Origin of the sequence: Polynucleobacter asymbioticus (assembly GCF_018687575.1) — a bacterium.
In the GTDB taxonomy this organism is placed as follows: domain Bacteria; phylum Pseudomonadota; class Gammaproteobacteria; order Burkholderiales; family Burkholderiaceae; genus Polynucleobacter; species Polynucleobacter asymbioticus_C.
Genome location: NZ_CP061297.1, coordinates 1,541,057 through 1,556,253 on the forward strand (window position 1 = coordinate 1,541,057; position 15,197 = coordinate 1,556,253).

At 47.8% G+C, this 15,197-nt stretch carries 12 protein-coding genes; 6 read left to right on the top strand and 6 right to left on the bottom strand.

All coding sequences use genetic code 11. The features are described 5' to 3' along the window. The first annotated feature begins 1 nt into the window (after position 1). The 4 genes from AOC19_RS07785 (at position 2) to panB (ending at position 3,510) form a co-directional block, all read left to right on the top strand. A complete protein-coding gene (locus AOC19_RS07785; protein ID WP_215375656.1) occupies positions 2–682 on the top strand; it encodes an HAD family hydrolase in 681 nt (226 codons plus the stop codon). Next, positions 679–2,079: a polynucleotide adenylyltransferase PcnB gene (gene pcnB / locus AOC19_RS07790; RefSeq protein WP_215375659.1), complete on the top strand. Its 1,401-nt coding sequence runs from the start codon at positions 679–681 to the stop codon at positions 2,077–2,079. The genes AOC19_RS07785 and pcnB overlap by 4 nt, the downstream gene beginning before the upstream one ends. Positions 2,080–2,149: 70 nt before the next feature. Then, positions 2,150–2,677 (top strand): 2-amino-4-hydroxy-6-hydroxymethyldihydropteridine diphosphokinase, encoded by a 528-nt coding sequence (folK, locus tag AOC19_RS07795; protein WP_215375662.1) that lies wholly within the window; start codon positions 2,150–2,152, stop codon positions 2,675–2,677. A gap of 17 nt (positions 2,678–2,694) precedes the next feature. Continuing rightward, positions 2,695–3,510 (top strand): 3-methyl-2-oxobutanoate hydroxymethyltransferase, encoded by an 816-nt coding sequence (gene panB / locus AOC19_RS07800; protein WP_215375665.1) that lies wholly within the window; start codon positions 2,695–2,697, stop codon positions 3,508–3,510. Between the two features lie 14 nt (positions 3,511–3,524). Here the strand turns inward: panB and dnaJ are convergent, their stop codons facing one another. The 5 genes from dnaJ to hrcA all read right to left on the bottom strand — a co-directional run bounded on the left by dnaJ (position 3,525) and on the right by hrcA (position 9,670). Then, complete coding sequence (dnaJ, locus tag AOC19_RS07805; RefSeq protein WP_215375668.1) at positions 3,525–4,661, bottom strand: molecular chaperone DnaJ; 1,137 nt, start codon at positions 4,659–4,661, stop codon at positions 3,525–3,527. 99 nt (positions 4,662–4,760) lie between these two features. After that, entirely contained in the window at positions 4,761–6,695 is a 1,935-nt protein-coding gene (gene dnaK / locus AOC19_RS07810; protein ID WP_215375672.1) for a molecular chaperone DnaK, read from the bottom strand. Positions 6,696–6,868: 173 nt separating this feature from the next. Continuing rightward, on the bottom strand, positions 6,869–7,429 hold the full coding sequence (gene grpE / locus AOC19_RS07815) for a nucleotide exchange factor GrpE (RefSeq protein WP_215375675.1): 561 nt from the start codon (positions 7,427–7,429) through the stop codon (positions 6,869–6,871). A gap of 81 nt (positions 7,430–7,510) precedes the next feature. Then, positions 7,511–8,605, bottom strand: a complete 1,095-nt coding sequence (gene hemH, locus AOC19_RS07820; protein ID WP_215375678.1) for a ferrochelatase — start codon at positions 8,603–8,605, stop codon at positions 7,511–7,513. Positions 8,606–8,644: 39 nt separating this feature from the next. Continuing rightward, positions 8,645–9,670, bottom strand: coding sequence for a heat-inducible transcriptional repressor HrcA (gene hrcA / locus AOC19_RS07825; protein WP_215375681.1), 1,026 nt, complete (start codon positions 9,668–9,670; stop codon positions 8,645–8,647). Positions 9,671–9,707: 37 nt separating this feature from the next. Here hrcA and AOC19_RS07830 point away from each other — a divergent pair, with 37 nt between their 5' ends. After that, on the top strand, positions 9,708–10,613 hold the full coding sequence (locus AOC19_RS07830) for an NAD kinase (RefSeq protein ID WP_215375684.1): 906 nt from the start codon (positions 9,708–9,710) through the stop codon (positions 10,611–10,613). 26 nt (positions 10,614–10,639) lie between these two features. Further along, positions 10,640–12,310, top strand: coding sequence for a DNA repair protein RecN (recN, locus tag AOC19_RS07835; protein ID WP_215375687.1), 1,671 nt, complete (start codon positions 10,640–10,642; stop codon positions 12,308–12,310). A gap of 6 nt (positions 12,311–12,316) precedes the next feature. Here recN and glnE read toward each other — a convergent pair whose 3' ends face one another. Beyond that, positions 12,317–15,133, bottom strand: coding sequence for a bifunctional [glutamate--ammonia ligase]-adenylyl-L-tyrosine phosphorylase/[glutamate--ammonia-ligase] adenylyltransferase (gene glnE / locus AOC19_RS07840; RefSeq protein WP_215375690.1), 2,817 nt, complete (start codon positions 15,131–15,133; stop codon positions 12,317–12,319). Positions 15,134–15,197: the final 64 nt, after the last annotated feature.

Here is a 15,197-nt window from a genome sequence, read left to right on the forward strand (position 1 = left end):
CATGACTCAATTAGCACTCTTCGACTTAGATCACACTCTTCTCCCCTGCGATAGCGATTATGAATGGGGTCAATTCTTAGCGCGTATTGGCGTAGTAGATAGCCAATACTATGCACAGCAAAATGAACGCTTCTACCAAGATTACAAAGATGGCAAGCTCAATATTCAGGAGTTTTTACGCTTTGCTTTGAAGCCGCTCTCGGAGCATTCTCGCGAACAACTCAAAGAATGGCATGACGCTTTTATGAAAGAGGTGATTACCGGTCAACTACGTCAACAGGCCATTGATCTAGTCAAGCGCCACCAGGATGCTGGTGATCTTTGCTGCGTTGTTACTGCAACGAATAGCTTTGTTACTCGCCCTATTGTGGAAAGCTTTGGTATTGAACATCTCGTAGCTACGGAACCTGCTACGGTGGGAGATCAGCCTCTTGCTAACTTCACCGGGGAAGTCAAAGGCATCCCCAGTTTTCGGGAAGGCAAGATTCAACGAGTTCACGATTGGCTTGCCACTCAAAATCTTGAACTAAATCAGTTACCACAAAGTTTTTTTTATTCAGACTCCATGAACGATTTACCCCTCCTGGAAAAAGTTAGCAATCCTGTTGCTACCAATCCAGATGTTCGCCTACGTGATGAAGCCTCAAGACGTCACTGGCCCATACTTGAACTGTTTGCATGATTACCAAATTCATTAAACGTATTTTGCGTCGTGACCCAATGGTCCGACATACTGCAGCCCATACTTCTGGCGCACCGAAACGAATCCCTAAAAAAACTCACCGGATTGACCCGCATTTGCTATCTAAAAATGCAGTGAAGGTGACCCAAACATTGCAGCAGGCTGGCTATGATGCTTTTATTGTCGGTGGTGCAGTTCGAGATTTAGCCTTAGGAATTGGTCCAAAAGATTTTGATGTGGCAACTAATGCAACACCAGAGCAGGTACAAAAGCTGTTTCGCAAAGCCCGCCTGATTGGTCGTCGCTTTCAGATTGTGCATGTGACATTCTTTGGCAAAGGCCAGCCTGAAATCATTGAAGTATCTACCTTCAGAGCCTTATTGGAGAACGCTGGCGAGCATGTCGCGGAAAATGGTCGTATCTTGCGTGACAACGTCTGGGGCAGCCAACATGAGGATGCTGCGCGTAGAGATTTCAGCATCAATGCGATGTACTACGATCCTGCCACTGAAACTGTACTCGACTATCACGGCGGTATGGCTGATATGCAGAAGAAAACTCTGCGCATGATTGGTGATCCCGCTAAGCGCTATCGTGAAGATCCGATAAGGATGTTGCGCGCTATTCGTTTTGCCGCCAAGACAGGCTTTACCTTAGATACTGCTACACGCGCACCTATCGGCAAATTGGGTAAGTTGATTCATGATGTTCCATCTGCTCGCCTCTTTGATGAAATCCTCAAACTACTCATGTCTGGTTATTCATGGGCTGCAATTCAAGGCCTGAAAGATGCAGGACTACATCACGGCCTACTACCTTTACTCGATCACATCTTGGATCAAAGCGCAGACTCTAAAGAAGCTAATGATTTTGTTCGGATTGCCCTCGGTAATACTGATCAACGCATTCAAGCAGGCAAAAGCGTTTCAGCAGGCTTCTTATTTGCAACTTTGCTATGGCCTGATCTACTGAGTAATTGGAAAAAGAATATCGCTAAAGGGATTTCCAACATTCCCGCACTGCATGATGCGATGGATGAGACGATTGCAAGCCAAAGTAGTGGCATGGTGATCCAACGCCGCTTTGAGAGTGATATGCGAGAAATCTGGTCCATGCAGCCCCGCTTTGAAAAGCGTGTTGGACGCTACCCTTATCGCCTCATTGAATCTCCCCGTTTTAGGGCAGGTTATGACTTTATGCTCCTGCGCTGTGCCACAGGCGAAAAACCCCCGGCACTAGGAGAATGGTGGACCAGCTTCATTGCAAGCGATCCAGAGGGGCAAGAAGCCTTGATGGCCAGCGTCAAAAACGAGACTGGCAATAGCGCTGCCCCCGCAAAACGCCGTCGTCGTAGGAAGCCCAAATCAGCCACGCCCACCGAAGGTTTAGCAGACTAAGCAGACTTGAGAAAAATTCAGTAAAGTAGATTCGGTAGTTTCGTGTACTTTTCTCTCGTTTGGAATAAGCATGGCTCGAGCTTTTATTGGATTTGGTGGCAATATCGGTGATACACGTCAGCTTATTACTGATGCGATCGTGTGCCTTGCGCAACGTTGCGAGCTCCAAATCCTAGCCAAAAGCTGTTTCTACCAAAGCGCGCCCTTTCAGGCTACCGGTGGCGACTATATCAATGCCGTAATTGAAATTGAGACGCAACTCAGTCCTTATGGCTTATTGCATGTTTGCCAAGCAGTAGAGCAAGAATTTGGTCGTGAGCGTCCTTATGCCAATGCGCCCCGCACGATTGATTTAGATATTTTGGCATTTGAAGGCGTCTCTCAAACAGATACTGAACTCACCATTCCCCATCCTCGAATCATTGAGCGCTCTTTTGTTCTGCTGCCTTTACTGGAAATTGCCCCAGATTTCTTTTTGCCCAACTGGGGTGAACTCAAGTCCTACTTACCCAATGTAGCAGACCAGCGCATTGAAAAACTCCCTTGCCGCAACTGTAATTGCGTTGAAAAAGACGTTTATAGCCAATCAGCGCATTAATTCATTAAACTCACGCCATGGGTTACTTACAAGGCGAAAAGCCAATTACGATTTCTAAACTCCTCTCCATGCGTGTTGAGGGTGAAAAAATTGCTATGCTGACAGCATACGATTCAACAATGTCTGCCTTGTTAAATCGATGCGGAGTGGAAACCATACTTATTGGCGACTCCTTGGGTAATGTGATTCAAGGTCACTCCAGCACAACACCTGTAACTGTTGAACAAGTGGCTTACCACACTGAATGCGTAGCCCGCGCCAACTCCCATGCTTTCATCATTGCTGATCTCCCTTTTGCTAGCTATGGCGATCCCGTGCAAGCCTTGGATTCAGCAGCTGAGCTAATGCGTGCAGGCGCTGATATGGTGAAGCTTGAGGGTGGTGATTGGCAAATCGACATCATTCAGTATTTAGTAGAACGCAGCGTTCCTGTTTGTGCTCACTTGGGCTTGTTACCTCAGTCCGTTCATATTTTGGGTGGTTATAAGGTTCAAGGCAAATCTAAGGATGCAGCAAGCTTGATGCTCGAACAAGCAATTGCTTGCGAGCAAGCTGGTGCCCAAATGATTGTCCTCGAGGCAATTCCATCTTCGCTGGGAAGACTCATTACCGAATCACTCTCCATCCCCACCATTGGTATTGGCGCAGGAGCAGATTGCTCTGGTCAGGTGCTGGTACTACAAGATATGCTGGGCATTAGCCCTGGAAAGCCACCAAAGTTTGTCAAAAACTTTTTGGATGGTCACGCCTCAATTGAGGCAGCAGTCAAAGCCTATGTTCGAGAAGTGAAATCCGGAAAGTTTCCCGGACCCGAACATGGCTTTGCTGGCTAAGCTTGAACTACTAGTTAGCTAAAAAAACTCTTTACTCCGTCAAACCAACCCTTTTGATGCGGGTTATGTTTATCGCCACCCGATTTCAAGCTGTCATCAAACTTCTGTAGTAATTTTTTCTGTTCATCAGTCAGCTTGACTGGGGTCTCAACAGCAATATGAACGAAGAGATCGCCCACCATCGTGGAGCGCAAGCCTTTAATACCTTTGTTACGCAAACGGAATGTTTTGCCAGTCTGCGTACCCTCAGGAATCGGAAATTCCACGCGCCCAGAAAGCGTTGGCACTTCAATATCTCCGCCAATCGTTGCCGTTGCAAATGAGATTGGCATCTGGACATGTAAGTCACTACCATCACGCTCGAATACTTTATGGGGCTTTACTCTAACTTCTACATAAAGATCACCAGACGGCCCACCATTGACACCGGGTTCGCCATTACCAACAGATCGCACGCGCATGCCATCATCAATACCCGCAGGGATTTTAATTTCCAGTGTTTTTTGCTCTTTATGCTTACCGCTGCCATGGCAGGTTTTACATGGCTTCGGAATGTATTCACCTGTACCGCGGCACTTAGGGCAAGTTTGTTGCATTGAGAAGAAACCTTGCTGAACACGAACTTGGCCATGACCATCGCAAGTAGTGCATCTCTCTGCTTTACTACCAGGCTCCGCTCCGGAACCGTGACATGGCTTGCAGTCACTCCAACTTGGTACCCGAATTTGCGTGGTGTAACCCTCGGCAGCTTGCTCAAGAGTGATTTCCATGTTGTAACGTAAATCGGCACCCTTATAGACCTGCGGCCCTGACTGACGCCCACCGCCTTGGCCGAAGATATCGCCGAAGATATCGCCGAAGGCATCGGCAAAACCACCGCCGCCACCGCCAAAGCCACCGCCTCCAAATCCGCCAGATTGATCGAGGCCAGCGTGACCATACTGATCATAGGTGGCACGTTTGTTTGGATCCGTCAGTGTTTCGTACGCTTCTTTAACTTCTTTAAATTGCGCTTCCGCCGTTTTGCTATCGGGATTGCGATCAGGGTGATGCTTCATCGCCATTTTCCGATAAGCCTTCTTCAGCTCCTCATCGCTGGCACCTTTCGCAACACCAAGCACTTCGTAATAATCGCGTTTACTTTTAGGCACAAAATTCCTCTCAACAACCTGAATGACACAAGTCGGCACGAGGCCGACTTGTTATTTAAGTACTTCTAAACTACGTTAAATGGCTTTCAATATAAGGGATTACTTCTTGTCATCCACTTCTTTGAAATCGGCATCCACTACGTCAGCATCCGGGGCGGCTGCTTGCGCACCACCAGGAGCTGCACCGGGAGCAGCACCACCAGCTTTAGCTTGTTCAGCAGCCATAGCTTTTTCGCCTAACTTCTGACTTGCCTTGCCCAAAGCCTCAGTCTTAGCTTCAATTGCAGCCTTATCGCTACCCTTGATTGCCTCATCCAATTCCTTCAAGGCGGCTTCAATTGCTTCTTTCTCAGAAGCCTCTAAAGCAGAACCATGCTCTTCCAAAGCTTTCTTGGTTGAATGGGCCAAAGCATCAGCAGTGTTGCGCGCTGTTACAAGCTCCAATGCTTTTTTATCTTCATCGGCATTCGCCTCAGCGTCTTTCACCATGCGTTGAATTTCTTCTTCAGTCAAACCAGAGTTTGCCTTGATGGTGATCTTATTTTCTTTGCCAGTTGTTTTGTCTTTTGCAGTGACATGCAAAATACCGTTGGCATCAATATCAAAAGTCACTTCAATTTGTGGCATACCGCGCTGAGCTGGAGCAATGCCTTCCAAATTAAACTCACCGAGCAATTTGTTGGCAGCAGCCATCTCACGCTCACCCTGGAAACACTTAATCGTTACCGCAGGCTGGTTATCTTCCGCTGTGGAGTAAACCTGTGAATGCTTAGTAGGAATAGTCGTGTTTTTTGGGATCATCTTGGTCATTACACCGCCCAAGGTTTCGATACCCAATGACAATGGAGTGACGTCCAAGAGCAATACATCCTTACGATCACCAGACAATACAGATCCCTGAATCGCAGCGCCAACTGCAACAGCTTCGTCTGGGTTCACGTCTTTACGTGGCTCTTTGCCGAAAATCTCTTTTACCTTGTCCTGAACCGCAGGCATACGGGTTTGACCACCAACCAAAATCACGTCATCAATGTCAGCCACGTTTACGCCAGCGTCTTTGATTGCAGTTAAGCAAGGACCAGCCGTACGGTTGATCAACTCTTCTACCAAAGACTCCAACTTAGCGCGAGTAAGCTTCAAGTTCAAATGCTTAGGACCGCCTGCATCAGCAGTCACGTATGGCAAATTGATTTCAGTTTGTTGTGCAGATGACAGCTCGATCTTGGCCTTTTCAGCAGCATCTTTTAAACGTTGCAATGCCAATACGTCTTTACTTAAATCGACGCCTTGCTCTTTCTTGAACTCAGCAATGATCCAATCAATGATGCGTTGGTCAAAGTCTTCGCCGCCCAAGAAGGTATCGCCGTTAGTAGAGAGCACTTCGAACTGCTTCTCGCCATCCACGTTAGCAATTTCAATGATGGACACGTCGAATGTACCGCCGCCCAAGTCATACACGGCGATCTTACGATCCACTTTGTCTTGCTTGTCCAGGCCAAATGCCAATGCCGCTGCAGTTGGCTCGTTAATAATGCGCTTGACATCCAAACCAGCGATACGGCCTGCGTCCTTTGTTGCTTGACGTTGGCTGTCATTGAAGTATGCAGGAACAGTAATCACTGCTTCAGTCACTTCCTCACCGAGATAATCTTCGGCAGTCTTTTTCATTTTGCGCAGGATTTCTGCTGACACTTGTTGTGGTGCCATTTTTTTATCACGCGCTTCAACCCAAGCGTCGCCGTTATCTGCTTGAACAATTTTGTAAGGCATCAAGCTGATGTCTTTTTGCACTTCAGCATCAGTAAATTTACGACCCATTAAACGCTTTACTGCGTAAATCGTGTTCTTCGGGTTGGTAACTGATTGGCGTTTTGCAGGCGCGCCCACTAATACTTCGCCGTCTTCAACGTAAGCAATGATGGATGGAGTTGTACGGCCACCTTCGGCGTTCTCAACAACTTTAGGTGCATTGTTTTCTACAACTGAAACGCACGAGTTCGTGGTTCCTAAGTCAATTCCGATAATCTTTCCCATAATGGCTCCAAAAATTAAGTTATGTGTAATTTCGTAATGCTGCGAATAAATCGATATTCAATAAATGGGGTCAAAAAGAGGGAATTCAAGGGCTGAAAATACAAAAAAGGCAGATTTCTGCCTTTTTATCCCGCTTTTGGATCAAAAACCCCAGATTTGGGGGTTTGAATGGCTTATTTGGGTGCGCTCACGGTGACCAGGGCTGGGCGCAAAATGCGATCGGCAATGGAGTAACCCCTCTGGAGCACTGAAACCACGGTATTAGCTTCTTGATCCGAAGGCACTGAAGCAATTGCCTGGTGGTGATGGGGATCAAACTTGTCACCTACAGCAGGATTAATCTCGGTCATTCGGCCTTTTTCAAAGGCTGAGAGCAACTGTTTTAAGGTGATCTCCAAACCTTCTTTAAAGGCTTTGGCGTCGACTGCCTCTGCATTTAAGGCGGCATACAAACTATCTGTGACTGGCACAAGATGCTCTGCGAAACTTTCAATTGCAAACTTATGCGCCTTAGAGATGTCCTCAGCGGCACGGCGACGAATGTTCTCACCTTCGGCCTTAGCGCGGAGATAGTTGTCCTGCATCTCTGTTAGCTTTTGATTTAACTCCGCAATCTCTTGCTCTGGAGTCTTTACTTCATCGGGAGTAGCAGCTGCATCAAGACTACCCTCAGCTTGAGGATCGGCGGCAATATTTTCCTGGTCCGGAGATGGATTTTGATTTTCTTGGGTCATGGGTACAAATTCACTTTTCTATCAGAATGGCTACTTCTCAATGATATGGGGCCGATTAAAGCAATTTCAAGTGCGCTGAGTTTAGGTAATTCTCGCTTTAGCCAACTCAGCTAGGCGATCACGCTCCTGTAACACCGCATCAGACTCGACGCCCAGACTCCAGCCAGATAAATGCTGCTGAGCAATGTCGTACATCGCATCAATCCATTTTGGATTGCTATTGAGGCAAGGAATGTAACGGTAATCTTTGCCACCATGCTCTAGAAAGATCTCGCGCGCTTCCATAGCAATCTCTTCCAATGTTTCCAAGCAATCTGCTGGAAATCCTGGACAAAAAATATCGACTCGTTTGCAACCTTGTTTGCCCAGCTCTTCAATCATGGGAGCCGTATAAGGCTTGAGCCACTCGGCTTTACCAAAACGGGATTGGAAGGTGACCAAGTATTGTCCAGGCTCTAAGCCTAATGACTCACCAAGTAGGCGACCTGTTTTTAAACATTCGCAATGATAGGGATCGCCCTTCATTAAATTGCGCTTAGGCAAACCATGGAAAGACATCACGAGACGATCACCGGCAGCAAAATCTGGGCGGCCATCCTTATCCCATGCACCGAGCACTTGATCACGTAGTGCGGCAATGTATGCAGGGTTGTCGTGATAGTGCTTTATTAAGCGCAGCTCAGGTTGGTTGCGCCAAGTTCCAAGTACACGAAACACTTCATCAAAACTGGAAGCGCTAGTTGTCGCTGAATACTGTGGATACAGCGGTAGCAACAGGAGGCGCTCCATACCCTGTGCCTGCAAGGCTTCCAAGGCTTGCTTAGTAGAAGGCTCACCATAGCGCATGGCCAAATCCACCAGCACCACTTCACCGTGATTAGCAAATTTCTCACTCAGCTCTTTAGCTTGAAGGCGGGAGTAATGCATCAAAGGGGAGCCTAATTTTGGCAGCCAAATGGAAGCGTATTTCTTTGCCGAAGCACCGCTCCGAATCGGCAAAATAATGCCATTCAAAATGCACCACCAAATAATGCGAGGAATTTCAACTACACGTGGATCAGATAAAAATTCTTTTAAATAGGCTCTCACTGCTTTAGCAGTTGGTGCAGATGGAGTACCTAAGTTCAGCAAGAGCACTGCTGTCTTAGAGGGGCGTAGGTGGGGATTTTGATTCAAGAGGGATCCGTCTTAATTAAAGAGAGCTAAAAATAATGTTCATTGAAAGTTCACTGGGGAACTTAATGCGCCTGATAACAACTTGGAGGTGATATCGACAATCGGAATCACCCGATCGTATGCCATACGAGTAGGACCAATCACGCCGAGAGTTCCAACGACCTGACCATCTACGCTATACGGCGCACTGATGACCGCCAAATCTTCATATGGCAATAAATCACTTTCACCGCCAATAAAAATTTGAATACCGTCTGCATGACTCGATACATCCAGTAACTGCATGAGTACCGACTTTTGCTCCAACATGTCAAACATCTTACGAAGCTTGTCTAAATTCGTACTGAGGTCACCGACATTCAGCAGTCGTCGCTCGCCAGATAGCAACATATCCCCTTGACCCATACCGTAGTCACTGACGCCACTGTGCAACGCCAAAGCCATCAAACCGGAGATATCACTACGAAGATTATCTAGATCGGAGGCGAGGTGGGCACGTACCTCGGCAAAACTTTTGCCGGCAAACTGCATATTGATGTAATTACCCGCCTCTACCAACTGACTTGGCGTGTAGTCCTGCGTAGTTGGGAGGATACGGTTTTGGACATCACCCTCAGGGGTCACCATGATGAGCAAGATCTTGCCTTCACCTAGGCGTAAAAACTCGATGTGCTTGAATACTTGGGCCCGCTTGGGCGTCATCACCACTCCAGCAAAATGGGTCAAATTAGACAGAATTTGGGCAGCGGAGTTGAGCACCCTTTGCGGGGAGTCCGGCAAAAGCCCTTTCTCCACCTCGCGGGCAGCGATTTCTTCCAAGGGGCGAACCGTCACCATCGTATCCACGAAGAGACGGTAGCCTCTTGGGGTAGGGATGCGACCGGCAGATGTATGAGGGCTCGTGACCAGGCCCATTTCCTCTAAATCAGCCATGACATTACGAATCGTGGCCGCAGAAAGATCCAGCCCCGAGAAGCGGGACAGGGTGCGAGAGCCGATAGGCTGCCCCTCTTCGATATAGCGCTCGATGAGGGTTTTCAGTAAGGCGCGGGAACGATCATCCATAGTGGAAGGGATTTTATGCGTATGGTTTAATCGTTATATGTTAAGCCCATCCCCAAATTCCAGCAAAAAGGCATTTAGCCGGGTTGCACTTGTCGGCAAATATCAGGCTGATGGTATGCAAGAGCGCCTGAATGACCTAGCGGTGCTGCTGAGCCAACAAGGCTGTGAAGTCCATGTCGAGAGCGCTACTGCTAGCCATCTCGGTCTGACCGCCTACCCCATCAAAAAAGTTGAGGAGTTTACGGGCGCCATTGATTTGGCAGTGGTTTTGGGTGGTGATGGCACGATGCTTGGCATTGGTCGTCAACTGGCCGGTAGCAAAGTCCCCTTAGTTGGGATCAATATGGGTCGTCTGGGTTACATGACTGATATCCCCATTCAAAACGTTCAAACAGTCTTGCCGCAAATTATTGCCGGTGAATATGAAGCTGACACGAGGACTTTGCTCGATGCAGTTGTCATGCGCAATGGCAAAGAAATTAATCGGGCTCTTGCACTAAACGATGTAGTTGTGAATCGCTCTGGAATTTCTGGAATGGTCGAACTTGCAGTACGCGTCAACGGCTCATTTATGTATAACCAACGCTCTGATGGTTTGATTGTGTCGACTCCTACCGGTTCAACCGCTTATGCCCTTTCTGCTGGTGGACCTATTTTGCATCCGCGCGTAGCAGGAATTTTGCTGGCACCGATTGCACCCCACTCCTTATCTAACCGACCCATCGTATTGCCACAAGATATCGTCGTGAGTATTGAGGTGGTTGATGGCAGGGGCGTCATTGTGAACTTTGATATGCAATCACAAACGAATTTGCAATCAGGCGACACCATTGAGGTAAGTCAATCTAAAAAAACCATCACCTTACTTCACCCTCGCAGTCATAGTGACTACAAAACTTTGCGAGAGAAGCTGCATTGGAATGAGTATCCATCGACATTCTGATATCGAATTTTTTGGTACGCTAAGGTATGATTCAAACACTATCGCTCCGCGACTTTGTCATTGTTGACCAGCTAGAGCTAGACCTTTCCTCAGGCTTCACTGTCCTCACCGGTGAAACCGGCGCTGGTAAATCCATCCTCTTAGACGCACTCAGCTTGGTTCTGGGTGAACGTGCAGATAGCAGCCAAATTCGTGAAGGCTGTAACCGCGCCGAAATTAGCGCCCTCTTTCGAATTGATCCCCAGCAAATTCAACACCTCAATCAATGGCTTGATGAGCAGGGTTTTCCTATTGAGGATGGAGGGCAAAGTCTATTACTTAAAAGAACAGTTGAGGCCAATGGCCGTAGCCGTGCTTTCATTAACGGCAGCGTAGCAACCTTGGCGCAACTGCGAGAAGCGGGCGATCAGTTGGTGGATATTCATGGTCAACATGCACATCAACTTTTACTCAAAGGTGGTGCGCAACGCGAGCTTCTAGATCGCCACGCAAATCACATGGATCTTGTTGCTGAGGTCTCTCAATTATTTAAAGCCCTCAATGAATCGCGCCGCAAACTAGAACAAGCTGAAAATGCCGGACAAGATATTGAGCGCGAACGGGAGCGTTTGGAATGGCAATTAGAAGAGCTCACTGAACTCTCTCCGCAAGACGGTGAGTGGATTTCCATTCAAAGTGAACATGCTCGTCTAGCTAACGGTGCAAAGATTATTAGTGGCTGCCAAGAAGCAATTGATGTTCTCAGTGATGCCGATAACTCCGTGGAATCTATCCTGTCTAAAGCTAGCACCAATATGAGTGCCTTAGCCGAGCATGACTCCGCATTAAGCGATATCAGCCAGGCCTTAGAGTCAGCACAAATTCAGATTGATGAAGCAGTCCATAGCCTCAATCGCTATCTACAAAAACTCGATTTAGATCCAGCGCGCCTCAGTGAAGTAGAGGAGCGTATGCAAGCCCTCCATGGTGCAGCCAGAAAATACCGCACAGAAGCAGATGACCTGCCAAAGCTGCTGTTGGATACTGCCGAACGATTAGATGCACTAACAGCCTCACAAAACATCGAAGCCTTACGCGAAAAAGTAAAGCAAGAAGAGCTGATCTATCTGAAGCAAGCAAAACAACTCTCACAAAAACGCAATAAAGCTGCCTCAGATTTGGGCAAGCAAGTTACCGCTGCGATGCAAGACTTATCCATGGCAGGCGGGCAGTTAGAGATCGCTTTGCTGCCTTTGACTGAAGGGAGTGCTCATGGTCTGGAGCAAATTGAATTTTTGGTTGCAGGTCATGCCGGCAGCACTCCCCGCTCACTAGCGAAAGTTGCGTCGGGCGGTGAACTGGCTCGGATTAGCTTAGCCATCAGCGTCATCACCAGTAAAGCGTCATTTACGCCCACACTCATATTCGATGAGGTTGATGCAGGCATCGGAGGGGCTGTTGCAGAGACGGTTGGAAAATTATTGCGCCAACTTGGCGAATCACATCAAATTCTTTGTGTGACCCATTTGCCACAAGTAGCTGCGCAGGGTAATCACCACCTCAAAGTCAGCAAATCTCAGACGGGCGATAAAACCTTGTCCCAAGTTACCCCACTAGGAAGATCTGAGCGCGTTGAAGAAGTGGCTCGCATGTTAGGTGGTGCAACCATTACTGACACGACGCGTCGCCATGCACGAGAACTCCTAGAGCAACATTAAGCCTTTTCAAGCATTCGAGGGGGCAAGAAATACTTCTTGCCACAAAACTAGCACACGCTCTCTTACCTCCACTAGTTGAGGCTCAAGACCCAAATCTACACGTGTCTTTTCTGCACCATCTAAACGCAAGCGATGTTGACGGGCTCGAAGCAAACGGTATGCATCTCCGACCTGCCGAGCTATTGAAGCTTGAATTAAACCCGCTTCTCCAGCAATGCGAAGGAGGGCAATATTTCCTAAATTACCAATCAGCTGTGGGTGAGTATTTGAAAATGCGAGGACTAAAAATTGCACAATAAATTCAATATCAACCATGCCGCCAGCATCATGCTTTAAATCAAAATCGGGAGTGGGATTTGGATGCCCAGCATGAACCTTGCGACGCATTTCTAAAATTTCATTACGTAACTGATCAATATCACGCTTCTGACTTAAGACCTCAAAACGGACATCGTCAAAGAATTCTCCAACCGCTACACTTCCAGCTGAAAAACGTGCGCGCGTCAGCGCTTGATGTTCCCAAACCCATGCCGCGTTATCCCCTTCACGTAACTGATACTTCTTAAAGGCATTCGCATTGGTCACCAAAAATCCTGCGGAGCCATTCGGGCGAAGGCGCGTATCAATTTCAAACAGGCTGCCAGCAGATGTATAGGCCGTTAACCAATTAATCATGCGCTTAGCAAGTAAGGCATAAATTTCTTGGGCAGCAAAATCCGTTTCCTCGGCTTGATATAAAAAAACCAAGTCCAAGTCGGAGGCATATCCCAATTCTTTACCGCCTAACTTTCCATAGGAAATCACTGCAAATGGCGCAGTTGCATCATGAGGCAAGTCAAATTTCTTGGCAACGCTAGGCCATACACGCTCAAAAGTAGTCTGCAATATCAAGTCAGCCAAAGCGGATAAATGATCGCTAACCTTCTCTACAGAGAGCTCATGATCAACACCAATTCCCAAATCTGCCAACAAGGTAATGAATGTTTCGGTATGGTGGGTAATGCGCAAAATATCCATCGCCTGTTCTGAGCCATCACCATCAGCCATCACATCATCTAGACGCACATCTAGGGTGGTCTTTACTTCTTGCCAATATTGCTCCGGATGCTCAATCAGCGCCTTCTCAGTTCGCGAATTAAGTAAGTAATCTAATAGATGGGGGTGCCGAGTTAAATACTCCGCGCCCCATTGAGAAGCCTTTAGTAAGGCCAATACGTTGGATAGCGCCTGCGGATACTCTGAAAGAATCGACAGATAAGCACTTCGCCGAGCAACCGCCTCCAACAAATCAAAGAAGCGCAGTAAAGTCTGATCAGCGCTAATGGCAATAGGCTGATCCGCTTGCAAGCTGTCTGCAGCTTTACGAATCAAGTTATCAAAAATAATTCTGCTTTTCTCCGGCAACTGTCTTTGCTTTGAGCTATCAGACCAAGCCAACCACCGAGCTGCTGACTCTGGAAACAGACTGCCATCAGGCCCCCATCCCACTGGCAATGAGGTGCTATCTAGGCGCGCAGCATCATCCAGTACAAAGGCTTTTTCAAAATATTGGGCTACTGCCGCCTGGTGTTTATCGAGCTTCGATAAGAAAGTAGTTTGCTCTTGAAGCTGATCAGGACCAGCCATACTCACCGCCAATCGAGTGCGAGCGCCTTCATCTTCAGGTAAGTAGTGTGTCTGCTGATCTTCCCATACCTGAATGCGATGCTCTAAGCGACGCAGGTAAACATAAGCTGACTTGAGATCATCCACCTCATTAGCAGGCAAAATTCCTTGCTGCTTTACAAGCTCCAATACCTCTAGGGTAGGTCGAATACGAAAACGGGGATCTGTTCCACCTCGCATCAACTGGAACATTTGCGCCAAGAACTCAATTTCTCGGATGCCGCCTCGACCCAACTTAATATCTCTAGATCTCCCATGATGATTGGAGGAGCGCTTTTCAGCCTCATGTTGAATCTGCGCATGCAATTCACGAATGGATGCAATCACGCCGTAGTCCAAATGACGGCGATAGACAAACGGGCGAATCAATTGATCGAGCTCACGATCACAATAAGCAAAGGCTGGGGAGTCAGGCAAAGGTGAAATCAACCGGCCCTTAATCCAAGCGTAGCGCTCCCACTCTCGACCTTGCACCAATAGATATTCTTCGAGCATATCGAGACTGCAAACTAAAGGGCCAGAGTCTCCATTAGGTCTGAGGCGCATATCCACCCGAAACACAAAACCATTCGCATCATGCTCTGCCAATAGCTTGATCAAGCGCTTGCCCATTCGAGTAAACCACTCGTGGTAAGACAAGCTTTTGGGTCCACCTTGAGTGTCGCCCTCATGCTCGTACAAAAAGATGAGATCGATATCAGAAGAAAGATTGAGCTCTAAACCGCCCAACTTTCCCATACCGACGACCATCAAAGGCATCTCAGAATCAGTGACCTTGCTCCATGGCAAACCAAAGCGACGCTGCAGATCCTCACGAACATAAGCAATCGAGAGAGCCACAGTCTCTTGCGCAAAATGGCTCAAGGCATGCGTTACCTCACTGAGATCAGCCATACCATTGAGATCCCTGAAGGCAACCCAGAGCATGAGGCGCTGTCTTGCCAGCCTCAAATCTGCCATAAATTGAGCCTCATCTTGCTCTGAATTCCCCAAAGCGTCCTGGCAAGGACTTAATAGACCCCTAATCCCAGCAACATCTACTTTGCATAAGCTCTGCAAGCGAAGCCAGTCCAGCCATTCAGGGCGAGAATTCAGCCAGCGTTGGGCGTAGCTGGAGTGCTGCTTGAGGAATTCAATTTGGGCGGCAAATTCGGTCATTTCTCCATCTTAATCCGACTCTAGACTCAAACCACAGAAGCTTGGCGATCGCGCAATGGCTGAC

What these genes read in the sequence shown, in the direction of transcription:
- AOC19_RS07785 (WP_215375656.1), top strand. Translation starts at nt 2, where the DNA reads ATGACTCAATTAGCACTCTTCGACTTAGATCACACTCTTCTCCCCTGC.
- pcnB (WP_215375659.1), top strand. Translation starts at nt 679, where the DNA reads ATGATTACCAAATTCATTAAACGTATTTTGCGTCGTGACCCAATGGTC.
- folK (WP_215375662.1), top strand. Translation starts at nt 2,150, where the DNA reads ATGGCTCGAGCTTTTATTGGATTTGGTGGCAATATCGGTGATACACGT.
- panB (WP_215375665.1), top strand. Translation starts at nt 2,695, where the DNA reads ATGGGTTACTTACAAGGCGAAAAGCCAATTACGATTTCTAAACTCCTC.
- dnaK (WP_215375672.1), bottom strand. Translation starts at nt 6,695, where the DNA reads ATGGGAAAGATTATCGGAATTGACTTAGGAACCACGAACTCGTGCGTT.
- grpE (WP_215375675.1), bottom strand. Translation starts at nt 7,429, where the DNA reads ATGACCCAAGAAAATCAAAATCCATCTCCGGACCAGGAAAATATTGCC.
- hrcA (WP_215375681.1), bottom strand. Translation starts at nt 9,670, where the DNA reads ATGGATGATCGTTCCCGCGCCTTACTGAAAACCCTCATCGAGCGCTAT.
- AOC19_RS07830 (WP_215375684.1), top strand. Translation starts at nt 9,708, where the DNA reads ATGTTAAGCCCATCCCCAAATTCCAGCAAAAAGGCATTTAGCCGGGTT.
- recN (WP_215375687.1), top strand. Translation starts at nt 10,640, where the DNA reads ATGATTCAAACACTATCGCTCCGCGACTTTGTCATTGTTGACCAGCTA.
- glnE (WP_215375690.1), bottom strand. Translation starts at nt 15,133, where the DNA reads ATGACCGAATTTGCCGCCCAAATTGAATTCCTCAAGCAGCACTCCAGC.